The sequence below is a fragment of the Mesorhizobium sp. M4B.F.Ca.ET.058.02.1.1 genome (assembly GCF_003952505.1).
Classification (GTDB): domain Bacteria; phylum Pseudomonadota; class Alphaproteobacteria; order Rhizobiales; family Rhizobiaceae; genus Mesorhizobium.
The window spans coordinates 5,963,145-5,988,330 of the sequence record NZ_CP034450.1; the positions used below are offsets into that span (position 1 = coordinate 5,963,145).

The following is a 25,186-nucleotide window of genomic DNA, read 5'->3' on the forward strand; positions in this document are numbered from 1 at the left end:
TCGCTCCCACGCTGACCAGTTGCTCCATGTTCTATCACCAAACCCGACAAGGCGCACCGGCAGCGGACATTCCGGCCGGATGCAGCCGTTGCCGAAATGAAGGCACGTCGAGCAACCTAACGCGGCAAGGTCTCGAAACCTCGCCGCCAAGCCCTCCGGTTTGTAACCGGATCGTGAGGACCAAGAGGAGACCAGACATGTTGCAGCAGTTGAAGATCAGAACCACGGCCGGGCGCGGCCGGTTGTTCGACAGCATTCTCGACACGGTCGGCGATACGCCGGTCATCCGCATCAACAATCTCGGCCCAGGCCATGCGACGATCTATGCGAAGGCCGAATTCTTCAATCCAGCCGCATCGGTCAAGGATCGCCTGGCGCTCAACATCATCGAGGAAGGCGAGCGCAGCGGCGCGCTGAAGCCGGGCCAGACCGTGGTCGAGGCGACCAGCGGCAACACCGGCATCGGGCTCGCCATGGTCTGTGCGCAAAAGGGCTACCCGCTGGTGGTGACGATGGCCGACAGCTTTTCCGTCGAACGCCGCAAGCTGATGCGCATGCTGGGCGCCAAGGTGGTGCTGACGCCGCGTGCCCAGAAGGGCTTTGGCATGTACAAGAAGGCGGCCGAGCTGGCCGAGGCCAATGGCTGGTTCCTCGCCCGCCAGTTCGAGACCGAAGCCAACGCCGCCATCCACGAGGCGACCACGGCGCGCGAGATCATAAACGATTTCGCGGGCTCGCGGCTCGACTACCTGGTGACCGGTTACGGCACCGGCGGCACGGTGGCCGGCGTCGGCCGGGTGCTGCGCCGGGAGCGGCCGGATGTCAGAATCGTGCTCGCCGAGCCCGCCAACGCCCAGCTTATTGGCAGCGGCAAGGCGCAGCAGCGCGGCGCCGGCGGGGCGCCGGATGCCAGCCATCCGGCCTTTGAGCCGCATCCGATCCAGGGCTGGACGCCGGACTTCATCCCCAATGTGCTGCAGGAAGCAATCGACAAGCGCTTCTATGACCAAGTGGTGCCGATCCCCGGTCCGGAAGGCATCAAATGGGCGAAGGCGCTGGCGCAGCAGGAGGGCATCTTCACCGGCATTTCCGGAGGCGCCACCTTTGCCGTGGCGCGCCAGATCGCCGGCACGGCTCCCGCCGGCTCGGTGATCCTATGCATGCTGCCCGACACCGGCGAGCGCTATATGTCGACGCCGCTGTTCGATGGCATCGAGACCGAGATGGACGCCGAGGAGATGGCGCTGTCGCGTTCGACGCCTAGCTGCCAGTTCGACGCCTGACGACAGACCCGTGGCGCCGCCGCCCTCGATGGCGGCGCCACAAGATGTGAGAGAGGGGCAAATGGACAGTTTGGGGGAAGCGTCAACAAGCATGACCGCGGACGAAACGCTCGATCCGCCGGACTGGGCCGATGTGAAGGCCCTTTCGCACCGTATCATGGACGATGCCATGGGCTATCTGCGCGATGTCCGCGAGCGCCCGGTATGGCAGGAGATGCCGGCCGAGGTGCGGACCTTCTTCACGGCGCCCTTGCCGCGCACGCCATCGCCGCTTGCCGACGTCTACGGCGATGTCGCCCGCAACGTCATGGCCTATCCGATGGGTAACGTCCATCCGCGCTTCTGGGCATGGTACATGGGGTCCAGCAACTTCACCGGCGCGCTCGGCGATTTCCTGGCGGCAATCCAGGGCTCCAATCTCGGCGGCGGCAACCATGCCGCCGGACTGATGGACAGCCAGGTGGTCGACTGGTGCAAGGAGATGGTGGGCTTTCCGGCCTCGGCCAGCGGCACGCTCGTCAGCGGCGGCTCGATGGCCAACATCATCGGGCTCACCGTGGCGCGCAACATCAAGGCCGGTATCGACGTGCGCGAGCATGGCGTTGCCGCCATTCCGATGCCGCTGCGCTTCTACGCCTCGGACCAAGTCCATTCCTGCCATCGCAAGGCGATGGAAGCGCTCGGCCTCGGCAATCGCGCGCTGCGCCGCATCCCGACGGATGCCGGGCTGCGCATCGATCTCGCAGCGCTGCGGGCGGCGATATCCGAGGATCGCGCCGCCGGCTTCAAGCCGGCCTGCGTCATCGGCACGGCCGGCACGGTCAACACCGGCGCGATCGACGATCTGCAGGCGCTGGCGGCGCTGGCGGCGGAGGAAGACCTCTGGTTCCACGTCGACGGCTGCATCGGCGCGCTGATTGCCATTGCGCCCGGGAACGCCTCGCTTGTCGCCGGCGTCGAGCAGGCGCATTCGATCGCGCTCGATCCGCACAAATGGCTGCATGCGCCGTTCGAGGCGGGCTGCGTGCTGGTTCGCGACGCCGAGGCGCACCGCGGCACCTTCGCCGTCACGCCGGAATTTCTGGAATCAGCGCCGCGCGGCCTTGCCTCGGGGCAATGGCTGCATGATTACGGCCTGCAGACGTCGCGCGGCTTCCGCGCGCTCAAGGTGTGGATGGCGCTGAAGGAGCACGGCGTGGAGAAATTTGGCCGCCTGATCGACCAGAACATCGCTCAAGGTCGCTATCTCGCCGGCCTGATCGAGGCAGAACCGGCGCTCGAACTGACGGCGCCGGTCACCATCAACATCGTCTGCTTCCGCCATCGCGGCGGCGGCCTGTCCGGCGAGCGGCTGAAGGCGCTCAACACCGAGATCATGCTGCGGCTGCAGGAAGAGGGCATCGCGGTCCTCTCCGACACCACAGTGCATGGGCAGCACTGCCTGAGGGCGGCGATCACCAACCACCGGACGCGCCGCGAGGACCTCGAGCTGCTGGTCGCGGAAACCTTGCGTATCGGCGCGGAACTTGCGGCGCGGATGCCGCCGGCGGGAGAGCAAACATGCCCTCGATAGACTATGTGGAAGATGGCTCGGGGCCGCCGGTGCTGTTCGTTCCGGGGTCGTTCAGCACCCATGCGGCCTGGCGGCCGATGCAGAAGTGGCTTGCGCCCGGCCATCGCATGATTGGCACCAGCCTCTGCGGCTACGGCGCGACCGCCGAGACCCGCGGGCGCGATGATTTCGGCATGCGGCACGAGCTTCGGATCATCGAGCATGCAGCACGCCGCGCCGGCGAACCCGTGCATCTGGTCGGGCATTCGTTCGGCGGTACGGTCGCCCTTGCCGCTGCCCTGGCAAACTCAATCGATGTGGCGAGCCTGTCGCTTTTCGAGGCGAATCCCCTCGCACTCCTCGACCGACAGTCTCGGCGAGATCTCTACGACGCGGTTCTGGAGCTCAGCCGCGAATTTATCGCAGCCGTCGATGCCGGCGAAGCCGATGCGGCTGCCATGATCATCGACTTCTGGGGCGGTCCAGGCACTTTTGCGGCGATGCCCGAGGCCGTTCGCGACTACTGCCGCAAGACAGCGGCGACCAATGCGATCGACTGGCTGACGGACTTCGGCTTCGGCGCATCGGTCGAGGACTACCGCGCGCTCGACATTCCGGTTCTTCTCGTCAGGGGCGAGTTCGCCAATCCGGCGATGGTCGCGATGACCGATCTGCTGGAACAGACCCTGCCGGATGCGCGTGGCGCGATCGTCGACGGCGCCGGCCACTTCCTCATTGCGACCCATGCGCAAAAATGCGCCGCGCTGCTGAGGCGATTCCTAACGGTTGCGGACGCGGCGCTGCCGGAACCTACGATGGTGGCCTAGCGGCCGAATGCCTCGGCGCCGAAACAGGCCCAGGCCGCAAGAGGGAAGCTCGCCGATGGAAGAGAGCACGGCCAGGATCTGTCATTCGGGCAGGCCTGCCAGCCGCAGCGCTTCGACATATCTGGCGAAATAGTCCGGCTTGATCAGCCCCACCCTGTGTTTGAGGTTGGAAAGCGTCAGTTCGGGATCGAGTCGCAGCGAGCCCGCGATATGCTTGCTCGCGGCATCCAACCTGCCCGCCATTGCATTGCTGGCGGCGGCGACGCGCAGGCCGGTGAGATAATATGGCTGCGCGCGGGAGGCCGCCTCGGCAATTGGCCAGGCGGCGTCGTAGCGGCCGGCCGTGAAATGGGCGAATGCGGTGAAGCACTGCATAAAGAAGGTCAGTGGATCGAGCGGGCTTAGCCGTCTTGCCCGCGACAGGTGCTCGATGGCGATGTCCGGATCGTCGTGGCAGGCCTTGAGGCAACCGCTGGCGCTCCAGGCGGCCGCGCAGTTCGGGTTCAGCACGAGCGCGCGGTCGGCCAGTGCCGAGCCGGCCTCGTAGTCACCGATGACATAGCCCAGCGCCAGGCCGCTGAAGGCCAGCGCCACCGCGTCATCCTGGCCGGCAATAGCGACGTTGCCGGCCAGCCGGGAGACCTCGGCGGTCTCCTTCTGCGGGTCAGTCATCCAGCCATTCGCCATCCGCCAGAAATAGCACCAGGCGGCAGCGCCCTCAGCGGCCGCAAAATCGGGGTCGAGCTCGATGGCCTTGTAGAACTGCGGCAGCGCCGCCTCCAGCCCCTCCCTCGTCCAGCGGTAAAGGCTCGCCATGCCGCGCAGATAGTGATCGTAAGCGTCGAGACTTTCGGTGGGTTTGCGCTTGGCACGCGCCATCTCGGCCTGTTCGAGCCTGGGCGAGATCGCACCGATGACACTGGAGGCGACGAGGTCTTGCAGTTCGAACACCTCCGAGACACCGCCTTCGAAGCGGTCGGCCCAGAGATTCACCCCCGACGCCGCCTCGATGAGTTGGCCGGCCACGCGCAGCCGACTGCCGGCCTTGCGGACGCTGCCCTCCAGCACGTAGCGCACACCGAGTTCCCGCGCTACGCGCGTGACGTCGACCGCGTGACCCTTGTAGGCGAAGGCGGAATTCCGCGCGATCACGAACAGCCAGCTCACATGCGATAGCGCGGTCGTGATCTCCTCAACCACGCCGTCGGTGAAATAATCCTGCTCGGCGTCGCCGCTCATGTTCTGGAACGGGAGGACCGCGATCGACGGCTTTTCCGGCATGGAAACGGTAGGGCGCAGCGGCTCCGCCTTCGCTTCCGGGCGGGTAGGCAGGCCGCCTTCGGCTATGGGTTCCTTCAGATGCTCCGGCGGCGCTTCGATGCGTTCGACCAGCGCCCGCGTTGCCTCTTCGGGCTCGACGCTGAGCTCGCGCTTCAACGCTTCCTTGCAGGCCAGGAACTGGCGGAAGGCGTCATTGGTCCTGCCACGGCGGCGGAAGATGCGGATCAGGGCGCGGTGGGCCTGCTCGGCGCATGGGTCGAGACTCACCAGCCTTTCGGCAAGGCTTTCACAGGCCTGTTCCTGGCGCGAACCCAGTTCCGGCAAGAGGCTCAGCCGCTCGGCCAGGTCCAGCGCCTTGCGGGTGTAGTTCGCCCGAAACGGCGCAAGCCATTCGTCGATCTCATGCGGCAATGACACCCCGTCGAGCAGGTCGCCCCGGTAGAAGTCGGCCGCAGTCGCGAGACTTTCACCGTCATCGGCCTGGATCTTCTGGTCAAAAATCCAGATGTCGGCTTCATCGGCATTCGCCGCCAGCCAGATGGTGTCGGCATTGCCTTCCAGGCGAATGGCCTCGTCGCCGGTGGACGGAAACAGCCGCCTGATGTCGACCAGGGCCTGGCGCAGGCTATTTCGCGCCTGCTGCTCGCCGCTGCCGGCCCACAGCATCGCCGCCACCCTCTCGCGGCGAAGGCCTTTGGGGCCAGCCAAAACGAGCGCGGCAAACAGCAGCGACGTCTTGCGCGTCGCGAAATGCAAAGGTTGCCCTCCTGCAGAAGCAACCTCGATGTCGCCAAGCAATCGGATGTGCACCCCGACCCCCGAGAAACAGCCTCGGATAGAATATCACGTCCCGCCGTCGACTTAACGACGATTTAGCGCTTCCATCCGTGGTTTTTCCTGCGGTTTCACGCCTGCATGAACATTAGCAAAGCGCGCCGGCGGGACATTGCCCTCGTGAGTTCGAACGAGGGAGAATTACAATGACCTACATCAGCCTCAGGACCATCCAGCCGACCTCCCGTTTTGCCGGCAAGCTCGCTGCCCGTGTCGCGACTGTCTTCGCCGGGCTTCGGCGCCGGTATCAGGATTCGATGCAACGCAGGGCTTTGGCCGGTCTCTCGATGTCTGAACTGAAGGACTTCGGCTATCCGGCCGATGAAGCTCCCGCTGATGTCGTGGCCCGCGGCCGCATCGCCGGGTGCAGTCCGCTGCGGTGACCCTTGCCCAGGCGCACTTCTGGATTGCCTTGCAGGCTCTTCTCATCCCGCGCTGCCGGGAAGCGGCGCGCCAGGCAGATAAAGCATGACCGGCCGGATCTCGTAGACAGCGGTGGGATTGACGCGCTTGAGGTCGCGCGCCGTGGCAATCGCCTCGTCCTGGCTGGTGCAATCGAGCACGTAAAGCCCCAGCAATTGTTCCTTTGTCTCGGCAAAGGGACCGTCGATCACCATGCCGTCACCCGGACCGCGCAGCGTGACGGCGTCGGCGGTCGCGCCCAGCCTTGCCGCTGGGCCAAGCTTGCCCTCGCGCGTCAGCCTGTCGTTGATCTCGAGCAGGTTGTCCATCAGCGCCGCATCCTCTTCGGGCGTCCAGGACTGGACGGTTTGTTCGACGTGGTAGGCCAGGATGGCGTAGAACATGGGTGTGGTTTTCCTCATGCTGGAGCGGGCCGCACTATCACAAGGATGGCGTGAGTGATCCAGTCCCGCCGCCGATCTGGCCGCCCACTTCCTGACTCAACCTGCCAGCGGCAGTCGCAACTGTGTCAGCAGGCCGCCTTCGGGATTGTTGGAGAGGCTGATTTCGCCACCGGCGGCGCGCGCGATGTTGCGGGCAATGGTCAGGCCAAGGCCAAGGCCGCCGGTCTGGCGGTTGCGCGACTGCTCGATGCGGACAAATGAGCCGAACACCGCGTCGAGCTGGGCCTGCGGGATGCCTGGCCCTTCGTCGCGGATGGCGAGCGTGACCGTGTGCTCTGACCGCTCCAGGCTGAGATGCGCCTTCTTGCCATAGATCACGGCGTTCTGGACCAGGTTGGTGACGCAGCGTTTCAGCGCCACCGGCCGGGCGACACAGATCAGGCCCCGTGGCCGATTGCCGTCATTGTCGAACGAAACCTCCTCGAAACCGTCGGCGATCGATTCCACCAGTGACCAGAAATCGATGCGTTCGGCCTTTTCCTCGGTCACTTCGAACTTGGCGAAGTCGATGACCGAGCTTGCTATGCTCTCGATGTCGGCAAGGTCGTGGGCGAGCGCTTCGCGCGCCGGCGATTTGCGCAGCAGTTCGAGGCGCAGCCGCATCCTGGTCAACGGCGTGCGCAGATCGTGAGCGAGGGCCGCCGCAAGATGCTCGCGGTCCTCGACATAGTCGCGCAGCCTGCCCTGCATGGCGTTGACCGCCTTGGCGGCGGCGCGGATCTCGCGACTGCCGGTTTCGGAGATCGGTGGGCTCTTCAGGTCGTTTCCGATACGGTTCACCGCCGTTTCCATCATCCGGTAGGGCGCGGTCAGCCGGCGCAGCGACCAGATCGACATCGCGACCACCAGCCCGGCAATCAGCGAATAGAGTGGCAGGCTGTCGAAGCTGAGGATCGGCCCGACCGGGGTGTTCGGTTCGGTGAAGTTCAGCCACTGGCCGTCGGCGAAGCGCAGCGACGCCGTCAGCTTGTCGCTCTGGGCAAAGTCCGCCGCCAGCACCAGAAGGTCGCGCTCGACCTGGCCGACGTCCTTGTTGGGAACCGTGCCGCCGGGGGCGTCGGCCTCGCGCGACGCTGGATCGCGCCGGACGCGCGCGTCGGTGATGCCGAATTTCGACAGGCGGCCAACGAGGATGTCCTCCAGCTCGGCGAGCTCGTCGTCGCCGGCGATCGAGGAGGTGACTGCGGGCGTATCCGAAACAGTGAGCGCATAGGTGGCGTTGAACAGGCCCGACGCGGTCGCCTTGCGTTCCTCGGGCGTGGCATCATGCATCAGCTGCACCAGCGAGAAGGCGCGGTCGTTCAGCCGGTAGAGATCGACCACGTCATTGGCGGCGGCGCGGTCGCGCGAGACGATGTAGAGCGTCGCGACCTGGCTGATCAGCAGGCCGGCAATGACGATGAGCAGCACCCAGACAGGCAATGTCTGCGGCAGGAAGCGTCTCATTCGGTGGTCGTCTCGGGCAAGAACTGATAGCCGCCGCTGCGCACGGTAAGGATCAGTTTCGGCGTCTTCGGATCGTCCTCCATCTTGCGCCGCAGCCGGCTGACCAGGATGTCGACGCTGCGGTCGAAACTGTAGCCGGTGTCGCCGCCCGACAGCTCGATCAGTTGGTCGCGGGTCAGCACGCGCTGCGCGCTCTTGACGAAGGTCTGCAGGAGGTTGAATTCGGCCATGGTCAGCTCGACCCTGACGTCGCCGGGCGCCGTCAGCCGTCGGCGCGAGCAGTCCATCGTCCAGCCGGCGAAATGAAAGATCTGCTTGGCGGCCGGCCGGCGCGGCTCGGCGGCGCCGTTGCGCCTTAGCACCGCGCGGATGCGGGCGAGCAGCTCGCGCGGATCGAACGGCTTCGGCACATAGTCGTCGGCGCCCATCTCAAGCCCGACGACCCGGTCGGTCGTCTCGGTGACGGCCGTCAGCATGATGATCGGCGTCGTGTAGTTGGCGCGGAGCTCGCGGCAGAGCTCGAGCCCGCTTTTTCCAGGCAGCATCACGTCGAGGACAATGAGGTCGACCTGCGCGCGGCGAAGGATCGCCTCCATCTCAGTGCCGTCGGCGGCGACCGTGGTATGCAGGCCGCGCTTCTGGAAGAACTCCTGAAGCAGGTCGCGTATGCCCTTGTCGTCGTCGACGATCAGTATGTGTGCGTCGGATTTCACGGGATCCCTGTCATTCTGGTGGCCTGGCGGTCATTTCCGATATCACCCACACGATAGAATTCCGGCCATATCTTGGCCAGTGGCGACGATGCTTCGCGAGGCTGGATTCACCAGAAACAATCCAGAAACAAAATTCTACAGTCCGGAAAAACTCCTGAAAAATTTCAAGGGCATAACCGATGTCGTGGCGGTCAGATCACCGGCTGCGACGCTAGTCTCGGGAGTAACGGACAAGACCGATGCAGAGGTTCACGATCAGCTTGATGGGTGCGTTGCTTAGCATTTCGCTCGTCACGGCAGCGGTCGCGGCCTCCAATGCAAAGGTGACGCCGATCACCCGGGCCGAGCGGTGCAGCGATCTAAGCCGTCAAGTTGACGAAGCCCTCGAAACCCATGCCGCGGCAACGCAGGTCACCGCGGCGAAGGCACTTCAGAGAAAGGGAAACCGGTTCTGCGCCAACAAGAAGCAGGCGCAGGGAATCCGGATGCTCGCGAACGCTTTGAAGCTGCTTGGAGTGACACCGATCGACCCGGTTCAGTGACGCTCGAATTCCGACCCGCATGAAAAAAGGAAGTGAAGCCATGAAAAAGTCCCTCCTCTCCGCCCTCGGCCTCGGTGTTGCTCTGGCCTTCTCGATGCCGGCTCTCGGCAATGCCGCCGCGACCACGACCGCTGCTCCGGCTGCTACGACGACCGCTCCGGCGACCGCCGCGCCGGCCAAGGCCGCTCCGACGAAGGTTGCCGCCAAGAAGGTCTGCAAGGTGACCAAGACGCACAAGTGCCCGGTCAAGAAGGCCAACAAGGCTCCGGCGAAGAAGTCCTGATCCGCAAGCCTGCTCTTGCATCAAGGCCGCTCCAGCCGATATCCGGCTGGAGCGGCCTTGGCTCGACTGGCGCCGCCGAGCCGGCATCAGGATCGCACCCGGTCCGGCGCGCTGAAACTGGTCCCACAAACGGCGATCCTTAACCTGGTCGCAATGCCGACCCCGTAGGACAATCCGCATGAAGAAGCGGCTTTCGTCCATTATGCGTTCAATTGCGCTTGGCGGCCTGGTCGTTACCGGCCTGGCAAGGATGCTGATCCTGTTCACCGCGAGCCCGGTGCCGGACCCGGCCAGCGGGCGGACCGAGCCTTCGTTGTTCGCGCCCGAGATTTCCACCAACTGGGACTACATCACGCCGATGCAGACCTGGCTGCTGATCGTGCTGACGGCCACGACCCTGATTGCGTTCGCAGCCTGGGCGGTCGCCGCGTTCATGGAACGCCGGGCGGACGGCCCGTCCGCCGGCCGCATCGCCGGCCGCCACGGCCGTTGAACGGCGCACGATAGCTCCCACATAGATTCGTGAATGGCCGCGCCGTCGCCGGAAATGGACGGTCGCGCGCTCGCATGACAAAGTAAGAGCCTTGCTCGCAGTTGCCGGGTTTCCGATGCCAGAAACCGTCACCAAGCCACGCACCAGAACGAAGCCGCAGACCGAGCGGCCGAAACTCTACAAGGTCATCCTGATCAACGACGACTTCACGCCGCGCGAATTCGTGGTGACGGTGCTGAAGGCCGAGTTCAGGCTGAGCGAGGACCAGGCGCAACAGGTGATGATCACCGCGCACCGGCGCGGCGTCTGCGTCGTCGCCGTCTTCACCAAGGATGTCGCAGAAACCAAGGCGACGCGAGCGACGGACGCCGGCAAGGCGAAGGGCTATCCGCTGCTGTTTACGACGGAGCCGGAGGAGTAGGGCCTCTCCCTCGCCCCGTTTACGGGGAGAGGGAAAGCGAGGCCGGCTTGCCGGCTGAGCAGGGTGAGGGGTAGGGCAAGCGCCGAGTTCTGATCGCAAGCATCGGCGCTGCCCCTCATCCGCCTTCGGGCACCTTTGTAACTTGTCCCTTGCCGACTCTGCTATTGCAGCAGGTGCGGTGGCGGACGAGAGACCGGAGCATCTTTGGGCCTTGAAGCCCGTGGGAGAGCGAGGGTCTTCGTCCGCCGTTCCATCGACCCCGAACAGTCGCCTGGGCCGCAAGCGAAGCCCGATTAGGCAAGGATGGGATAGGATGGAAATCGTTGTTGGCATCGACGTTTCGAAGGATCGGCTGGATGTGCATGTTTTGCCGTCCGGTGAAGCGTTTTCGGTTGGTAACGACCATGCCGGGGTGGAGGAGCTGGCTCGACGTCTTGCAGCCTTTTCTCCGACGGCAATCGGATTGGAGGCTACGGGAGGCTACGAGCAACTGGCGGTCGCCACTTTGGCGAGCGCCGGCCTTTCGGTTGTCGTGGTCAATCCAGCGCAGATCCGGGCCTATGCCAATGCGCTCGGCAAGCGGGCCAAGACCGATCCGATCGACGCTGCCGTCATCGCAGCCTTCATAGCTGCGACCAAGCCGGAACTGCGGCCGCTGCGCGATGCCGAGACCAGGACGTTGGCCGATCTCGTCACGCGCCGGCGCCAGATCGTGCAGATGATCGTGGCCGAAGAGAACCGCGCCCGCACGGTCAACGCAAGACAGGCGCAAAAGAGCATCAAGCGCCTGCTCGCCGCGCTCAGGCGTGAGTTGGAAAGCCTCGATGCCGACCTGGACGATCATATCCGCAAGTCGCCGCTCTGGCGGGTCCGGGAAAAACTGCTGTCCTCCGTGCCAGGCATCGGTCCCACCGTTGCCCGCACCATGATCGCCGAGATGCCGGAGTTGGGCAGCCTCGACCGGCGCCAGATCGCAGCGCTTGCAGGTCTCGCACCATGGACGAGGCAGTCCGGCACATGGCGTGGCAAGAGCTTCATCGGCGGCGGCAGGAGCCGCGTGCGCGCCGTCCTCTTCATGGCTGCCCTCGTCGCCATACGCCACAATCCGGTCCTCAAGGCCTTTCGCGACCGCCTCGTCGAGGTTGGCAAGCCGAAGATCGTCGCCGTCGTGGCCGTCATGCGAAAGCTGCTGACCATTCTCAACGCCATCATCCGCGACCAAAAACCATGGCAAACAGCTTGACAGCCAAGACAGTCGCTCTCCCCGTGAAACGGGGAGAAGGAAAAGGCTACCGCCCTTCGCGGTACCACATCGAGCCCATCGCCAGGAGCAGCAGGCCAAGACCTAGGAAACCGCCGAACAACGGCACGCGGGAAACCGCCTTAAGCACGCTGTCGTCGGTGGTGCGCAGCCCGATCCAGTCGGCGCCGGATGCGACGCCCGAGGAGCGGACCGGAACGATCGAAGGCAGCGTCACGCCGCCGGTGATGCCTCCGAGCGCGGAGGAGGCGGCCAGCCGGCGCACGCTGCCGCCGGTCGCCTCGACCGGCGCGTTCAGTCGGTCCTTGGTGGAGATGACGTCGGCGAATTCCGGCGCGTTGATCGGCCCGACATGGGCAAGCGCCGTCAGGTCGCCATTGCCGACCTGGTAGAGGCCGATCTCCTTGGTCTCGACGCTGCCGAGGAAGATGCCGGGCTCGGATCTTTCCAGCTTGACGATCAGCGCCTTGCCGGACGGCGTGATGACCTGGGCAGGACCCGGATCGTCGCTCATCGTCTGGCGGCGGATCTCGAGCACCATGCCGCGTCCGTCGGCGGTCAGCCGCTCCTCCTCGAGCTCCGGCTCCTTCATCAGCCAGTGGGCGATGCGGCGGTAGAGCTGGACATGCGGGCCGCCGCCCTCGAAGCCGCGCGCCCACAGCCAGCCCTGGTCGGACAAGAGCATGCCGACGCGGCCTTCGCCCTTGCGGTCGAGCAGGAGGAGCGGCAGATTGTCGGCGCCCTTCATCACCACTTCGCCTTCGGGGTTCTTGACGCCGATGGTGCGGAACCAGCGGCTCCAGTGCGGCGGCTCGCTGTTGGATCCGTCGAGCCCTCGCGTCACCGGGTGGCGCTGGCCGAGATCGGTGAGGCGCGGGTAGAAGGCCTTGTCGACGACCTCGCCGCTCGGCATCGCCGGCAGCGCCGACATCAGCGGCGTGCGGGCGATAGAACTCTCGCCGGAATATTCGGGGCCGGCGGCGATCAGCAGTGCGCCGCCCTTTTCGACATATTCGGAGATGTAGTCGTAATAGAGGATCGGCAGCACGTCACGGTGCTGGTAGCGGTCGAAGATGATCAGGTCGAAATCCTTGATCTTCTCGACGAACAATTCGCGCGTCGGAAAGGCGATCAGCGACAGTTCGTTGATCGGCGTGCCGTCCTGCTTTTCCGGCGGCCGCAAAATCGTGAAATGGACGAGATCGACCGAGGCGTCCGACTTCAACAGGTTGCGCCAGGTGCGCTCGCCGGCATGCGGCTCGCCGGAGACGAGCAACACGCGCAGATTCTCGCGGATACCATCGACCAGAGCGATGGCGCGGTTGTTGGCGTCGGTCAGTTCGTCCGGCTGGTGGTCAATGGCGAGCTCGACGATGTTGCGGCCGGCATTGGGAATGGTGACCTGCAGGGGCATCGTCTGGCCGATCGTGGCGCGCTCGACGGAGACCTGCTCACCGTTGATCGAAACGCGGACGTCGACCTGGCCGGACTGATCACCGGTGGCGATGACACGGTAGGTCATGTCGAGCGGCTTGCCGACGAGGCCGAAGCGCGGTGCGTTCTCGAAGCGTATGCGGCGGTCCTTCTCGTGGTCATTGCCGGTGATGAGCGCGTGCAGCGGCGCATTGAAGTCGGGCGCGCCGGCGGGCGCGTCATGCACCTCGCCGTCGGTGATCATGACGGCGCCGCCGATTCGCGATGGCGGCACGTCGCGGAAGGCGCCTTCGAGCGCGCTGAACAGCCTGGTATCGGTACGCTCCTCGGCGGCATCGGACTTGCCGGCCTCGACCACGCGCACGTCGAACTGCTTGAAGCGGGCAAGGCGCTGCTGCAGCCCGGCCAAGGCCTCATCGGTCTGTTTGGTGCGTTCGCCGATGTCCTGGCTCTGGCTGCGGTCGACAATGATGGCGACAACGCTCTTCAGGGCATCGCGCTCCTCATCGAGGAACACCGGGTTGAGCAGCGCGGCGCCGAGCGCCAGCAAGGCGGTGAAGCGCAGGACCGAGCCGCGCTGACGGAACCACAGGCCGACCAGCGCCAGCAACGCCAGCGGCGCCAGCACTGCGACAAGCCACGGCCAGGCCAGAAGCGGTTCGAAGGAGATCGACCAGTTCATGGCTTTACTGCCCCAGCCGTTCGAGCAGGACAGGCACGTGCACCTGATCGGATTTGTAGTTGCCGGTCAGCATATACATCATGATGTTCACGCCGGCGCGCAGCGCATAGATCCGCTGCATCGGATCCGCCGGCACTGTGGGCAGCAAGGGGTCGCCATTCTCGTCCACAGCCCAGGCGCCGGCGAAGTCATTGGCGGTGATCAGGATCGGCGAGACGCCGTCGCCGACGCGCACCGGACGGTTCTCGGCATTGCTGGCGTCGAGCGAGGCCTCGACCCACAGCGGGCTGCCGTTGAACCGCCCGGGGAACTCCGGAAGAATGAAAAAGGATTTGGTCAGCACGTGGTCCGACGGCACCGGCTCCAGCGGCGGCACGTTGAGATTGCCGAGGATGTCGCGCAGCCGTTCCGTCGCCGGGCTGGTCGAGTTCGCGCCGATGCCGTTGGCGAACTGGTCGCGGGTGTCGAACAGCACCGTTCCGCCCTGCTGCATGTAAGCGTCGATGCGGGCGATCGAGGCTTCGCTCGGCATCGGGGCGGCCGGGTCGATCGGCCAGTAGATCAGCGGGTAGAAGGACAATTCGTCCTTGGCAATGTCGACGCCGGCCGGCGCGCCGGGCTCCAACGCGGTCTTCTCGATCAGGAAGCGGGTCAGGCCTTCCAGTCCGGCGCGGCTGATCGAATCGACGCCGGGCTCGCCGGTGAGCACATAGGCGATGCGGGTTTTCGAGATGTCCTCGATCGCCTGGGTGTCGCCGGGCTTGGCGTCGTCGGCGCGTGCGCGATCGGCATGGCCGAGCAGCGCGCCAAGCCCGATAAGCAAGGCAGCCGCCGTTGTCGCGGCGGCGCGGCGCGGCCGGCGCGATAGCAGGCCGCCCATCCAGAACACCGCCAGCGTATCGAGCACCATGAGCACCAGCGCCGCGGCGACGAGGGCGCCCTTCAGGTTGCGCGACTCGTCAAAAGCGTACTGGATGGTGGTCACCGGCAGCGAGACGTTGGGCCTCGCCAGCGGCGCAAAGGTGCTGGCTGCATCGAGCAGATTGTGGGCGAACACACCGGTCTCGGAGCCGTAAAGGCCCGGCGGGTTTTCGATCGTCACCGGCAGTGGACCGGGACCTGGCACCAGCGGGCGAGCGTCCGGGGTCGGCGGCACGAGCATGCCGTCTGCGGCGATCATGCGATAGGGGGCCAGCGAGGTGGCGGCGGCTTCGGCATTGGCGACCGCGGCACCCTGGTTGCGCGACAGTTGCACGATGCGCCTCAGCATCTCGACGAAACTGCCCGAGATCGGCAGGTTCGACCATGTCGCCTCGGGCGTGACGTGGAACAGCACCAGCGTGCCCTTGCCCTTCTTTAGCCCGGTCACCAGCGGCGTGCCGTCAGCCAGCGTCGCCCAGGTGCGCTCGACAATGTCGGGCGTCGGTTCGGCCAGCACCTGCCGGGTGACGGTCACCTCGGTCGGTGGTGCAAGATCGGCGAAGGCGCCATTCTTCGGGAATTCGGTCACGGGCTGCGGCGTCGTCCAGGACAGCGCGCCACCTAGCGCGCGTTCGCCGCTGCGCAGCCTGACCGGCAAAAGGTCGTCGTCATTGCCGGCGGCGGCCAGCCGCGAGCCGGCGAAACGCACCAGCGTGCCGCCCTTGTCGACCCAGTCGACCAGCTTAGGCCGGACCTGCTCGGGAATGGTGCCGACATCGGCCATGACGATCATCGCCGGCTTCTGGTCAAGCAATTGCGGGATGGCGTCGGCGAGGTCGACGCTCGATGGCTCGACGAGATCGGCAAAGGGCTGCAACGCACGACGGATGTAGTAGAGCGGCGACAAGAGCGGCTGCGCCTGGTCGGCCTCTGACTGCGACAAAAGCCCGACGCGGCGGCGCTTGGAGCTTTCGTCCAGCACCCGCAGGGCGCCGGCCTGATGTTCGCCGTCGAGCGCGATCGAGGCGAAGTCGTTGCGCAGCTCGAACGGCACGGCCATGGTGCCGGTGGCCATGGACTCGCCCGGCGAAAAGGTCAGCGTCGCATCGGCGATGCGGCGGCCCTTGTCATCGAAGGCGCCCGCGGTGACCTGCGCGGGCGCCGGATCGCCCGGCGCGCGTATGGCGGTCAGCGCGAAACCGTCGACCTGGTTGTCGGCGCCGGTCAGGCCGGTCAGCGAAATCCGGTCGGACGTGGCCCAGACCAGGCGCGCGGCGTTGCTCGACAAAAGCGTGTTGAAGGCGGCTTCGTCGCCTTGCCCGGCGAGCCCGTCGGCGAGCACGGCAACGCTGGCGCCGGGATGGCTCTCCAGGCTTGCCGCGACGCGGGCATAGACGGCGGGACGGTCGGTCGGGATCGGCCGCGGCTTGGCCGCGCGCAGCCGGTCGAGCGCGGTAGCGGCGTCGAAGGGGCCGATCTCGGCGTTGGGCTTTTCGGCGGTGAAGGCGATGATGACGGGCACGCCGTTCGAGCCGGCGTCGGCGATCAGCCGTTCGGCCGTGGCGACGCGCTTGCCCCAGTCGGCGGCACTTGCCCAGTCATTGTCGATGACCAATGCCAGGGCCGAGCCCTCTGCCGGCAGTTTTTCACGCGGATTGAAGACCGGTTCGGCAAGTGCGACGACGATGAGGGCCGCCATCAGCAATCTCAGCAGCGTCAGCCACCATGGGCTCTGCTGTGGCGTCTCCTCGCGCTTCAGGACGCCGGCCAGGATCTTCAGCGGCGGAAACACTTCCGTCTGCGGCTTCGGCGGGGTGAGCCGCAGAAGCCACCAGATCACCGGCAGCGCCAGCAGGCCCCAGAGCACCATGGGCGCACCGAAGGAAAGCGGTAGCCAGCTCATGCGCCGATCTTTCCGGCATGACCACTATGGACGGTCAGCCCGGTATGACTTGCGGTCAACCCGGTATGACCTGCGGTCAACCCGGTATGACCCATGGTCAACCCTGCATGACTGCCTTCGGCGGTCAAAGCCATGTGGATGCGCACCAGCGCTTCCGAGGCGAGGCGGTCGGTGTGATTGACGGTGAAGCTCCAGCCCAGCCGCCTGCACCAGCCGGCCAGTTCCTGGCGGCGGGCATTGTAAAGCAGGCGATACTCATCGCCGAACATCTCGGCGCGACCGGCGGTCAGCTTGTCGCCGGTCTCGGGATCGGTGAACTCGGTGCGCCCGGCATAGGGAAAGGTCTCCTCGGCCGGATCGGCGACCTCGATCAGGTGGGCGCGCACGCCGTGGCGGGCGAGCACGTCGAGCCAGGCCATGGTCTCCTCGACCGGATCGAGGAAGTCGCCGACGAGGACGACGTCGGAAAAGCGGCGGATGCCGGAGAGGTCGGGCTTTGCCGGCAGCGCGCCGGCATGGCCGAGCTGGGCGGCGATGCGCTCGGCGCCGTTGCGGGCGGTGAACGGATCGGTCAGGCCCGGCCAGGCGATGCGCTCGCCGCTGCGCGACAGAAGCTCGGCCATGGCCAGCGCCAGGACGAGCGCGCGCGATTCCTTGGAAACGCTGGCGCCGGCCGATTTGTAGAGCATCGACGGCGAGGGATCGGCCCACAGCCACACCGTGTGGGCCGCCTCCCATTCGCGGTCGCGCACATAGGTGTGATCGTCGCGGGCCGAGCGGCGCCAGTCGATGCGCGAGGAATCGCCTTCGACATAGGGTCGGAACTGCCAGAAATTCTCGCCGATGCCGCGCTTGCGGCGGCCATGCCAGCCGGCGATCACGGTGTTGACGATGCGACGCGCCTCGACCAGCAGGTCCGGCACCAGCGAGGCCCGCAACCGGCCACGGGCGAGCGCATCGCGCGTCGCAACCGGTGCCTGGACCTCGCCTATTCGTGCCATCAGATGCCTTTTGCCAGTTTCGCCACCACGTCACGCACAGATGTGCCCTCGGCGCGGGCGGCGAAGGTCAGCGCCATGCGATGTTGCAGCACCGGCTCGGCGAGCGCCCTGATATCGTCGACCGACGGCGCAAGACGTCCATCATAGAGCGCGCGGGCTCGGGCGCAAAGCGTCAGCGCCTGGCTGGCGCGCGGCCCGGGACCCCAGGCGACTAGCTTGTCGGTCTCGGCGTGGCCCTGGCCGGGGCGGGCCGAACGCACCAGCTTGAGGATCGCCTCGACCACGCTTTCCGGCACCGGCATGCGGCGGATCAGCGTCTGGATCTCCTTGAGCCGCGCCGGCTGCAGCACATTCTCGGCCTTGGCGTCCTCGACGCCAGTGGTTTCGAGCAGGATGCGGCGCTCGGCCTCGATTTCCGGATAGAGGATGTCGACCTGCATCAGGAAGCGGTCCAGCTGTGCCTCGGGCAGGGGATAGGTGCCTTCCTGCTCAAGCGGGTTCTGCGTCGCCAGCACGTGGAAGGGCGAGGGAAGGTCGTGACGCACGCCAGCGATGGTGACGTGGTATTCCTGCATTGCCTGCAGCAGCGCCGACTGGGTCCGCGGCGAGGCGCGGTTGATCTCGTCGGCCATCAGCAGCTGGGCGAAGATCGGGCCGGAGATGAAGCGGAAGGAGCGCTTGCCGAACTCGTCCTGCTCCATCACCTCGGAGCCGAGGATGTCGGAAGGCATCAGGTCGGGGGTGAACTGGACGCGGCGGGAATCGAGGCCGAGCACGACGCCCAAGGTCTCGACCAGCTTGGTCTTGGCGAGGCCAGGCACGCCGACCAGCAGCGCATGACCGCCAGCGAGCAGCGCCACCAGCGTGCGCTCGACGACCGCATCCTGGCCGAAGATGACGCGGCCGACGCCGTTGCGGACTTTCGAGATGTCCGCCAGCGCCTTCTCGGCCTCGGCGATCATGTCCTTTTCGCTGATCGGGCTTTCCTTGATCATCACGCTCATGCCGTTTCGATCCTTGTGCTGGAAATACCGGCTTGCACTGTCTGTGCCGCAGAATGCCGCGATTCGGCCTCGCCTGGCGCCTGCATTTGAACTTAAATCACAGAGTTAGGCTGACAAGCGGAACAACAGTGACTATTTCGTGACCATGACGGAGCTCACAGAACATCGTGAACAGAGCCTCACCAGCGCCACCGAGGCGCGCGGGTTGGAGGCGCTGATCTCGCGCTCGACCCGCGCCGGCAAGGGGCCGGCGCCGGTGGAGCGCTGGAATCCGGACTTCTGCGGCGACCTCGACATGGAGATCAGGGCCGACGGCACCTGGTTCTATCTGGGCACGCCGATCGGGCGCATGCCGCTGGTGCAGCTTTTCTCCACCGTGCTGCGCAAGGACGCGGACGGTAAGACCTATCTGGTGACCCCGGTGGAGAGGGTGGGGATACGCGTCGTCGACGCCCCCTTCGTCGCCGTCGAGATGGATGTGTCCGGCGCCGGCGACGACCAGGTCATCACCTTCCGCACCAATGTCGGCGATGTCGTCGAGGCCGGGCCGGGCCACGCCCTGCGCTTCGTCGACGAGGAGGCGACCGGCGGCCTGAAACCCTATGTGCTGGTGCGCGGCCGGCTGGAGGCGCTGGTGGCGCGGCCGGTGATGTACGAACTGGTCGAGCATGGCGAGGAGATCGACATCGACGGCAGGACGATGTTTGCCGTGCGCTCCAGGGGCGAGGTCTATCCGATCATGCCCGCCGAGAAGCTGAAACGGCTCAGCGCGTGATGGACCAGGTGACGCCGCCGCCGTTCTCGACCTTGGATTTTCGCCAGCGCGTCGCCGCTCAGGCAGACGCACATGCCGGCGACGACTATGGCGATCATCGCTTCAATCCAGGCCATCCTAGGCTGAAGCACGCAAAGCCACTGCGCGATGCCGCCGTGCTGATCCCGGTCGTCGATCACGGCGCCGAGGCGACGATGCTTCTGACCAAGCGGGCGGAGAAGCTGCGCAGCCATTCCGGCCAGGTGGCCTTTCCAGGCGGAACGATCGATCCAACCGATCCCAATCCGGAAGCGGCCGCATTGCGCGAGACGTTCGAGGAGATCGGCCTCGAGCGCGATCATGTCGAGATCATCGGCCGCATGCCTGACTATGTTTCCGGCAGCGGCTACCGCATCGCGCCGGTGTTGGCGGTGGTTCGGCCAGGCTTCTCCTTGACGCTCAATGCCGACGAGGTCGACGCCGCTTTCGAAGTGCCGCTGCGATTCCTGATGGACCCGGCCAACCACGCCAGGGACAGCCGCATGTGGGACGACCTCGAATGGTTCTTCTATGACATGCCCTATGGCGGCCAGCGCATCTGGGGCGTCACCGCCGGCATCATCCGCACCCTCTATGAAAGGCTCTATGCTTGAGTGCTCCGGTATCGCTCGCGGGCAGGGCCGACTGGCTCAATGAAAAGCACCTGCAGCGTCTGCTGGCCGCCCTGGCGGAAGGCGGTGAGCAGGCGCGCGTCGCCGGCGGCGCCGTTCGCAACACGCTGCTTGGCCAGCCGGTCGCCGACATCGATATCGCCGCGACAACGCTGCCCGAGGAGACCATCCGCCGGGCCGAGGCGGCCGGCTTCAAGACGGTACCGACCGGCATCGAGCATGGCACCGTCACGGCGATCGCCGGCGGCAAGGCCTATGAGGTCACCACGCTACGCGCCGATATCGAGACCGATGGGCGGCGGGCCAAGGTGTCGTTCGGGCGCGACTGGAAGCTCGACGCCGAGCGGCGCGATTTCACCATCAACGCGCTTTATGCCGAAGCTGACGGAAACGTCGTCGACCTGGTCGGCGGCATCGCCGACATCGCGGCGCGCCGGCTGCGCTTCATTGGTGATGCGGAAGCGCGCATCCGTGAGGATTACCTGCGCATCCTGCGCTTTTTCCGATTCTTTGCCTGGTATGGCGACGGTCGACCCGACGCCGAAGGGTTGAAGGCCTGCGCGCGGCTGAAGGACGGGCTCGGCCAGCTCTCGGCGGAGCGCATCTGGTCTGAACTGAAGAAGCTCCTGTCGGCGCCGGACCCGTCACGCGCTCTTTTATGGATGCGTCAGGCCGGCGTGCTTACCAGCGTTCTGCCGGAAAGCGAGAAATGGGGCATCGACGCCATCCATGGGCTGATCCGGACCGAGAGGGACCTGGGCTGGACAGCCGACCCGCTGCTTAGGCTGGAAGCCATGGTGCCGCCTGATGCGGCGCGGCTGAAGACGCTTGCCGGAAGACTGAAGTTTTCCGCAGCCGAGGCGGAGCGGCTGCGGCATTGGGCGCTGACGGCGGCGATCGAGCCCAAGACGAGCGAAGGCGAACTGGCGAAGAAACTTTATCTCGGCGACCGAAACGGCATTGGCGACCGGCTGCGGCTTTCGCTGGCTTCGGCGCGGGCGCGGGCTGCCGAGGACAACCAGGCACTGATCGACGCCGGTGGTTTCTCGCGCCTGCTTGCCCTCGGGTCGAAATGGCAAAAGCCGGTATTCCCGATCAAGGGCGCCGATCTCACCGAACTCGGCGCGTCGCCCGGCCCGAAGCTCGGCGCGATCCTGAAAAATCTCGAGAAGGAATGGATCGGGTCCGGTTTTACCCTCGACCGCGGCGCGCTCATCAAGCGCGCCGCAAAGGCACTCGAAGCTTAGGTGCGGCTCACTTGATGGAAGCGGGAGCCAGCGCGCGTGAAAGGCTGGCTTCGCCCTTGCCATAGACCGAGGCATTGTAGTTGACCAGCGTGTCGGTACGGGCTGTGTTGAGCAACTGGTTGGTGATCTGTGTCGGCGTTGCCGTGGTGAATTTGCTGCCGACGATCGCGGCATAGCCGGAAATGATCGGCGCCGCGAAGGAGGTGCCGTAAAGGCTGGTCTTGCTGCCAGTGACACCCACGACAAGGAAATGGCTCTGCACCAGCGGGTTGGAGCCGGCGTAGTTGGAATACGAGGCAAGCTGGGCCTTGCTGGTCGTCGTGCCGTTGGTGGAGAGCGCGCCGACGAAGATCGCCGAGGCTTTGCCGACCAGCGCGAGGTCGAGGTAGTCCTGCTGACCATTCTTGATACCGCCGACGGCGACGGCATCGTTGCCGGCTGCCTTCGAGACGACGGCCGACCCCTTGGTGGCATAGGAGATGATCGAGGCTTCTTCCGGTGCCCAGCCGATCTGACTGACGCTGTAGCCCGCCTTGGCGTACATGCCGTAGCTCAGATTGAGCACGTTGAGACCGGGCGCCAGCGAGACGGCTGTCCCCGTCGAGAAGTCCTTCGACCTGATGGTTGCCAGCGGCGCGACCATGCTGGCCTCCTGGCGGGTCCATTCGCCGTGTCGCTGGGTTTGCACTCCGAGGCCGAAATTGCCGGAGAAGCGCGATGAGCTGCTGAAGTCGTCTACGATGGTGATGGTGACGCCCTTGCCCTTGTAGCCCGCGGCCCACGCGACGCCGACGTCGGGGGTCATCCAGCTCTGCAGCGCTTGCGTCGCCGGCGCGGCCGGAATCGCTGCGCTCACACATATCGATCCGCCGCCGTGGCAGAGCGCGGCCGTCTCGTCGGCGTCGAGGGCTTCCTGCGCCGATGCGATCGGCGCTGAGAGGATGGCGAGCGCAGCGGCGAGGCCGAATTTCCAGTGGTTGGCTGACATTTTGTTACTCCAGTCAAACAGGAACCAGGACGGACGATTGCGACCTTCGGGGTGGGTTGACTTGCTCATGGCAGCCTCCAAGCTCAGAAAGTAACACGGTAGTTCAGCCACAGATGCATGCTCTCGGGCTTAGCGTTAACCAGATATTTCAGGGTTTCCTCAGGTGCCATCTCGGCGGCAGCGAGCCGGCAGTTGACGCTGTAGGTGCCCAAATCCCCATAGTCGGCCACGCATGGCTTTTCGGTGAGGTTGCCGCCGATCGTCGAGGTCAGCGAGATCGACAGGGTGCTGCTCGGTGTCGGATGCGTCTGCGTGAGGAAGCCCAGCTTGAAGCTGGGTCCGATGCTGTACTTCTCGGCTTTTTCTCCGGTGCCGAGCCCCCACAAAATACCGGTGTTTTCCGTCAGCTGGGTGAGGAAGTCGACGTGGAGATCGACCCAGCTGGCGTGGTACCACTGGTTGAACGAAACCCAGGATCCGCTCTGCAACTCGTAGCCGCCGTCGCCAAGGTTCCTGGCGCGGTCGCTGAGCGGCGAACCCTGGTGCATGCCAATCAGTGAAGTCGTAATCTCCTGGGCCGTTGCCGGAGACGCGCCAAGGAAGGCCGACAGCAGCAGTGCTATCGCGCGGTACCTGCGTCGATTGCCGGACCTTTCGCGCATGCGCGAAAACACCTCGCCCCACCGTTTCCGGACCAGCGCCTGTTGGCGGCGGGCTCTGACGGCCCCTGTACCCGGTTCATTCGCCCGACAGTGGCACGACTACCGTTACCGCCGGGTTATCCAAGCAGGTGCGAATATAAGTATTTGATTGAAATATTTGCGCTGTCCGGCAGCCGTGGCCGGCAAGCGGGGCAGGATGCCTGTGGCTCCGGCATCCCGCTTTGCTGGGCTGGATCGCGCAATTGCCGCGATTTGATCCGGCCGGAAGGCGTTACGCGGCGTCGCGAACCTTCTGGATTCGCGAGCGGATCGCCTCGATCATTGTCTCGCGAATGGTCGTTTCGCCATGCGTTTCGCGCATATGCTCGACGGCGCGGCGCATCACCTCGGCCTCTTCTTCGGCGCGTGTGTGCCATTCACAGCCGGGCACGAGCGATCCGCAGTGGAATTCCTTCATCGGATTTTCCTTTCCTCCTTGCAGCGCCGACGGACGTCCGCACTCTCGATGCGTGCACGATCCTTTGTCGAAAACCGAGAAGTTTCCGGGTCGCGCACTGGCGAGCAACCATAACACGGTTCGAGGGTTTTGGTTGCCGGCAGAGCCGAAAAAGGCGGAGCATCGCTGCTCCGCCCTCTTACGCTACCTCGGAGCAAGACCGGACATGACCCCGACTTCCTCCTGCGAGCAGGCCGTCACTTCATGATCTTGACTGCCTCGGCAATCTTGTTCTTGCCGTTCATGTCCCAGGAAACGCGGACCTTCTCGCCAGCCTGCAGGCCAGGATCCTTGAAGGCCTTGGACAGCGTAAAGGTGGATCCATCATCAAGAACGAGGCTCATGGCCGTTCCATCGAAGCTCTTCACCGTGCCCGTGGTGTGCTTGACCGCCGCGAACGCGGCGCCACCAGAGGCGAGAAGAGCAGCGGTTGCCGCCGTCACAATAAGCTTGCGCATGGCATGTTCTCCTGGAAAATGCGGGCACCCGGTTGGCAAGGCACCCCACTCAATCATGGGCCGTCCGGTCACGTCGCGTCGCGGCTCAGAGGGGAGGAACCGCCGGCGTTTCCCGGCCCGGAAACGACAAATAGCCCTGATTTTTCAAATGCCTATTAGACGAAAAAGATAATCAAGGCGCCACATTGCGCGCCCAGATTCGGCGAATGGGACCGCATTGCGGTTCACATCCCGCTCACCGATATTTTATGGCCATCTGACCTCGGGCGGCAGGCTGGACAGGATCGAGGCGACATTGCCGCCGGTCTTCAGCCCGAAGATGGTGCCGCGATCGTGAAGCAAGTTGAATTCGACGTAGCGGCCCCGCCGAATGAGTTGTTCGTCACGGTCGCCGTCGGTCCAGTTGTCGTTGAAATTGCCCCTTACCAGGTGTCCGTAGACGACGAGAAAAGAGCGCCCGACATCCTGGACAAAGTTGAAATCGGCATCCCAACCGCCCTTGTCCTCGCCCGAATGCAGCCAGTCGAAGAAAATGCCGCCGGTGCCGCGCGGCTCGTTGCGGTGCGGCAGATAGAAATATTCGTCGCACCAGGCCTTGAATTTGGCGTAGTCGGCGACGCCGGCGTTCTTCTCGCAGGCAAATTGCATGGCGCGGTGAAAGGCGAGCGTATCCGGGTCGTCCTGGACGCGGCGACGGTCGAGCACCGGCGTCAGGTCGGCGCCGCCGCCGAACCACTGGCGCGAGGTGACGACCATGCGCGTGTTCATGTGCACCGCCGGCACGTTCGGGTTCCAAGGATGCGCGATCAGCGAGATGCCGCTTGCCCAGAAGCGTGGATCCTCCTCCGCGCCCGGCATCTGTTTCCTGAACTCGGGCGAGAACTCGCCGTAGACGGTCGAGGTGTGGACGCCGACCTTCTCGAAGACGCGGCCATACATCATCGACATGGTGCCGCCGCCGCCCTTGCCATCGTCGCGCTCCCAGGGGGTCTTCTCGAAATGGCCAGGCGACCATGAAACCAGCGGACCCGTCAGATCCTGCTCGATCTGCTCGAAGGCGGCGCAGATGCGCTCGCGCAACGCTTCGAACCACAGGCGGGCCTTCATCTTCTTCTGCTCGATGTCGGCCGGCAGGCCCACCGGTATTTCAGGTCGTTCCAAAA

The 25,186-nt window shown here is 65.3% G+C and carries 25 protein-coding genes; 12 read left to right on the forward strand and 13 right to left on the reverse strand.

The window, feature by feature from the left end; all coding sequences use genetic code 11:
• Positions 1–197: 197 nt before the first annotated feature.
• The 3 genes from EJ073_RS29055 (at position 198) to EJ073_RS29065 (ending at position 3,662) form a co-directional block, all read left to right on the forward strand.
• Positions 198–1,283, forward strand: coding sequence for a pyridoxal-phosphate dependent enzyme (locus EJ073_RS29055; RefSeq protein WP_126058642.1), 1,086 nt, complete (start codon positions 198–200; stop codon positions 1,281–1,283).
• A 61-nt stretch (positions 1,284–1,344) separates the two neighbouring features.
• Positions 1,345–2,856: a pyridoxal-dependent decarboxylase gene (locus tag EJ073_RS29060; RefSeq protein WP_126058643.1), complete on the forward strand. Its 1,512-nt coding sequence runs from the start codon at positions 1,345–1,347 to the stop codon at positions 2,854–2,856.
• Between the two features lie 29 nt (positions 2,857–2,885).
• Positions 2,886–3,662 (forward strand): alpha/beta hydrolase, encoded by a 777-nt coding sequence (locus tag EJ073_RS29065; protein WP_190233817.1) that lies wholly within the window; start codon positions 2,886–2,888, stop codon positions 3,660–3,662.
• Between the two features lie 81 nt (positions 3,663–3,743).
• Here EJ073_RS29065 and EJ073_RS29070 read toward each other — a convergent pair whose 3' ends face one another.
• On the reverse strand, positions 3,744–5,699 hold the full coding sequence (locus EJ073_RS29070) for a BTAD domain-containing putative transcriptional regulator (RefSeq protein ID WP_245455411.1): 1,956 nt from the start codon (positions 5,697–5,699) through the stop codon (positions 3,744–3,746).
• 224 nt (positions 5,700–5,923) lie between these two features.
• On the opposite strand from EJ073_RS29070, the gene EJ073_RS29075 reads away from it, so the two are divergent.
• On the forward strand, positions 5,924–6,160 hold the full coding sequence (locus tag EJ073_RS29075; protein WP_126058646.1) for a hypothetical protein: 237 nt from the start codon (positions 5,924–5,926) through the stop codon (positions 6,158–6,160).
• 42 nt (positions 6,161–6,202) lie between these two features.
• Here EJ073_RS29075 and EJ073_RS29080 read toward each other — a convergent pair whose 3' ends face one another.
• The 3 genes from EJ073_RS29080 to EJ073_RS29090 all read right to left on the reverse strand — a co-directional run bounded on the left by EJ073_RS29080 (position 6,203) and on the right by EJ073_RS29090 (position 8,802).
• Positions 6,203–6,583: a YciI family protein gene (locus EJ073_RS29080; protein WP_126058647.1), complete on the reverse strand. Its 381-nt coding sequence runs from the start codon at positions 6,581–6,583 to the stop codon at positions 6,203–6,205.
• A gap of 96 nt (positions 6,584–6,679) precedes the next feature.
• Positions 6,680–8,089, reverse strand: a complete 1,410-nt coding sequence (locus EJ073_RS29085; RefSeq protein WP_126058648.1) for an ATP-binding protein — start codon at positions 8,087–8,089, stop codon at positions 6,680–6,682.
• On the reverse strand, positions 8,086–8,802 hold the full coding sequence (locus tag EJ073_RS29090; RefSeq protein ID WP_126058649.1) for a response regulator transcription factor: 717 nt from the start codon (positions 8,800–8,802) through the stop codon (positions 8,086–8,088). The genes EJ073_RS29085 and EJ073_RS29090 overlap by 4 nt, the downstream gene beginning before the upstream one ends.
• Before the next feature lie 239 nt (positions 8,803–9,041).
• Between EJ073_RS29090 and EJ073_RS29095 the strand changes: the two genes are divergently transcribed.
• The 5 genes from EJ073_RS29095 to EJ073_RS29115 all read left to right on the forward strand — a co-directional run bounded on the left by EJ073_RS29095 (position 9,042) and on the right by EJ073_RS29115 (position 11,784).
• Entirely contained in the window at positions 9,042–9,344 is a 303-nt protein-coding gene (locus tag EJ073_RS29095) for a hypothetical protein (protein WP_126058650.1), read from the forward strand.
• A gap of 40 nt (positions 9,345–9,384) precedes the next feature.
• Entirely contained in the window at positions 9,385–9,627 is a 243-nt protein-coding gene (locus tag EJ073_RS29100) for a hypothetical protein (protein WP_126058651.1), read from the forward strand.
• 178 nt (positions 9,628–9,805) lie between these two features.
• The gene (locus EJ073_RS29105; protein ID WP_126058652.1) at positions 9,806–10,120 is read left to right on the forward strand and encodes a hypothetical protein; all 315 of its coding nucleotides are present in this window, start codon (positions 9,806–9,808) and stop codon (positions 10,118–10,120) included.
• Positions 10,121–10,235: 115 nt separating this feature from the next.
• Positions 10,236–10,541: an ATP-dependent Clp protease adapter ClpS gene (gene clpS, locus EJ073_RS29110; RefSeq protein WP_126058653.1), complete on the forward strand. Its 306-nt coding sequence runs from the start codon at positions 10,236–10,238 to the stop codon at positions 10,539–10,541.
• 313 nt (positions 10,542–10,854) lie between these two features.
• Positions 10,855–11,784: an IS110 family transposase gene (locus tag EJ073_RS29115; RefSeq protein ID WP_126057235.1), complete on the forward strand. Its 930-nt coding sequence runs from the start codon at positions 10,855–10,857 to the stop codon at positions 11,782–11,784.
• Positions 11,785–11,830: 46 nt separating this feature from the next.
• Here the strand turns inward: EJ073_RS29115 and EJ073_RS29120 are convergent, their stop codons facing one another.
• The 4 genes from EJ073_RS29120 to EJ073_RS29135 are packed head-to-tail and all read right to left on the reverse strand — an operon-like array spanning position 11,831 to position 18,747.
• Complete coding sequence (locus EJ073_RS29120) at positions 11,831–13,918, reverse strand: hypothetical protein (protein WP_126058654.1); 2,088 nt, start codon at positions 13,916–13,918, stop codon at positions 11,831–11,833.
• A 4-nt stretch (positions 13,919–13,922) separates the two neighbouring features.
• The gene (locus EJ073_RS29125; RefSeq protein WP_126058655.1) at positions 13,923–16,742 is read right to left on the reverse strand and encodes a DUF4159 domain-containing protein; all 2,820 of its coding nucleotides are present in this window, start codon (positions 16,740–16,742) and stop codon (positions 13,923–13,925) included.
• The gene (locus EJ073_RS29130) at positions 16,739–17,743 is read right to left on the reverse strand and encodes a DUF58 domain-containing protein (RefSeq protein WP_245455413.1); all 1,005 of its coding nucleotides are present in this window, start codon (positions 17,741–17,743) and stop codon (positions 16,739–16,741) included. Before EJ073_RS29130 ends, EJ073_RS29125 begins: the two co-directional genes overlap by 4 nt.
• A complete protein-coding gene (locus EJ073_RS29135; protein ID WP_126058656.1) occupies positions 17,743–18,747 on the reverse strand; it encodes a MoxR family ATPase in 1,005 nt (334 codons plus the stop codon). The genes EJ073_RS29130 and EJ073_RS29135 overlap by 1 nt, the downstream gene beginning before the upstream one ends.
• Positions 18,748–18,892: 145 nt before the next feature.
• Here EJ073_RS29135 and EJ073_RS29140 point away from each other — a divergent pair, with 145 nt between their 5' ends.
• The 3 genes from EJ073_RS29140 to EJ073_RS29150 are packed head-to-tail and all read left to right on the forward strand — an operon-like array spanning position 18,893 to position 21,419.
• Complete coding sequence (locus EJ073_RS29140) at positions 18,893–19,522, forward strand: DUF1285 domain-containing protein (RefSeq protein WP_126058657.1); 630 nt, start codon at positions 18,893–18,895, stop codon at positions 19,520–19,522.
• The gene (locus EJ073_RS29145) at positions 19,522–20,154 is read left to right on the forward strand and encodes a CoA pyrophosphatase (protein ID WP_126059382.1); all 633 of its coding nucleotides are present in this window, start codon (positions 19,522–19,524) and stop codon (positions 20,152–20,154) included. Before EJ073_RS29140 ends, EJ073_RS29145 begins: the two co-directional genes overlap by 1 nt.
• The gene (locus EJ073_RS29150; RefSeq protein ID WP_126058658.1) at positions 20,151–21,419 is read left to right on the forward strand and encodes a CCA tRNA nucleotidyltransferase; all 1,269 of its coding nucleotides are present in this window, start codon (positions 20,151–20,153) and stop codon (positions 21,417–21,419) included. Before EJ073_RS29145 ends, EJ073_RS29150 begins: the two co-directional genes overlap by 4 nt.
• 7 nt (positions 21,420–21,426) lie before the next feature.
• Here the strand turns inward: EJ073_RS29150 and EJ073_RS29155 are convergent, their stop codons facing one another.
• From EJ073_RS29155 to hemF, 5 genes are all read right to left on the reverse strand, one after another.
• A complete protein-coding gene (locus EJ073_RS29155; protein WP_126058659.1) occupies positions 21,427–22,407 on the reverse strand; it encodes a S8 family serine peptidase in 981 nt (326 codons plus the stop codon).
• Positions 22,408–22,490: 83 nt separating this feature from the next.
• Positions 22,491–23,069 carry a hypothetical protein gene (locus EJ073_RS29160; RefSeq protein WP_126058660.1) on the reverse strand — a complete coding sequence of 193 codons (579 nt, stop codon included), beginning with the start codon at positions 23,067–23,069 and terminating at the stop codon, positions 22,491–22,493.
• 271 nt (positions 23,070–23,340) lie between these two features.
• Positions 23,341–23,526: a DUF1059 domain-containing protein gene (locus tag EJ073_RS29165; RefSeq protein WP_126058661.1), complete on the reverse strand. Its 186-nt coding sequence runs from the start codon at positions 23,524–23,526 to the stop codon at positions 23,341–23,343.
• 236 nt (positions 23,527–23,762) lie between these two features.
• Positions 23,763–24,023, reverse strand: coding sequence for a DUF1344 domain-containing protein (locus EJ073_RS29170; protein WP_126058662.1), 261 nt, complete (start codon positions 24,021–24,023; stop codon positions 23,763–23,765).
• A 246-nt stretch (positions 24,024–24,269) separates the two neighbouring features.
• Complete coding sequence (hemF, locus tag EJ073_RS29175) at positions 24,270–25,184, reverse strand: oxygen-dependent coproporphyrinogen oxidase (RefSeq protein ID WP_126058663.1); 915 nt, start codon at positions 25,182–25,184, stop codon at positions 24,270–24,272.
• Positions 25,185–25,186: the final 2 nt, after the last annotated feature.

Coding starts and splice junctions, on each gene's coding strand:
- EJ073_RS29055 (WP_126058642.1), top strand. CDS start 198: ATGTTGCAGCAGTTGAAGATCAGAACCACGGCCGGGCGCGGCCGGTTG.
- EJ073_RS29060 (WP_126058643.1), top strand. CDS start 1,345: ATGGACAGTTTGGGGGAAGCGTCAACAAGCATGACCGCGGACGAAACG.
- EJ073_RS29075 (WP_126058646.1), top strand. CDS start 5,924: ATGACCTACATCAGCCTCAGGACCATCCAGCCGACCTCCCGTTTTGCC.
- EJ073_RS29080 (WP_126058647.1), bottom strand. CDS start 6,583: ATGTTCTACGCCATCCTGGCCTACCACGTCGAACAAACCGTCCAGTCC.
- EJ073_RS29085 (WP_126058648.1), bottom strand. CDS start 8,089: ATGAGACGCTTCCTGCCGCAGACATTGCCTGTCTGGGTGCTGCTCATC.
- EJ073_RS29095 (WP_126058650.1), top strand. CDS start 9,042: ATGCAGAGGTTCACGATCAGCTTGATGGGTGCGTTGCTTAGCATTTCG.
- EJ073_RS29100 (WP_126058651.1), top strand. CDS start 9,385: ATGAAAAAGTCCCTCCTCTCCGCCCTCGGCCTCGGTGTTGCTCTGGCC.
- EJ073_RS29105 (WP_126058652.1), top strand. CDS start 9,806: ATGAAGAAGCGGCTTTCGTCCATTATGCGTTCAATTGCGCTTGGCGGC.
- clpS (WP_126058653.1), top strand. CDS start 10,236: ATGCCAGAAACCGTCACCAAGCCACGCACCAGAACGAAGCCGCAGACC.
- EJ073_RS29115 (WP_126057235.1), top strand. CDS start 10,855: ATGGAAATCGTTGTTGGCATCGACGTTTCGAAGGATCGGCTGGATGTG.
- EJ073_RS29120 (WP_126058654.1), bottom strand. CDS start 13,918: ATGAACTGGTCGATCTCCTTCGAACCGCTTCTGGCCTGGCCGTGGCTT.
- EJ073_RS29125 (WP_126058655.1), bottom strand. CDS start 16,742: ATGAGCTGGCTACCGCTTTCCTTCGGTGCGCCCATGGTGCTCTGGGGC.
- EJ073_RS29130 (WP_245455413.1), bottom strand. CDS start 17,743: ATGGCACGAATAGGCGAGGTCCAGGCACCGGTTGCGACGCGCGATGCG.
- EJ073_RS29135 (WP_126058656.1), bottom strand. CDS start 18,747: ATGAGCGTGATGATCAAGGAAAGCCCGATCAGCGAAAAGGACATGATC.
- EJ073_RS29140 (WP_126058657.1), top strand. CDS start 18,893: ATGACGGAGCTCACAGAACATCGTGAACAGAGCCTCACCAGCGCCACC.
- EJ073_RS29145 (WP_126059382.1), top strand. CDS start 19,522: ATGGACCAGGTGACGCCGCCGCCGTTCTCGACCTTGGATTTTCGCCAG.
- EJ073_RS29155 (WP_126058659.1), bottom strand. CDS start 22,407: ATGTCAGCCAACCACTGGAAATTCGGCCTCGCCGCTGCGCTCGCCATC.
- EJ073_RS29160 (WP_126058660.1), bottom strand. CDS start 23,069: ATGCGCGAAAGGTCCGGCAATCGACGCAGGTACCGCGCGATAGCACTG.
- EJ073_RS29165 (WP_126058661.1), bottom strand. CDS start 23,526: ATGAAGGAATTCCACTGCGGATCGCTCGTGCCCGGCTGTGAATGGCAC.
- EJ073_RS29170 (WP_126058662.1), bottom strand. CDS start 24,023: ATGCGCAAGCTTATTGTGACGGCGGCAACCGCTGCTCTTCTCGCCTCT.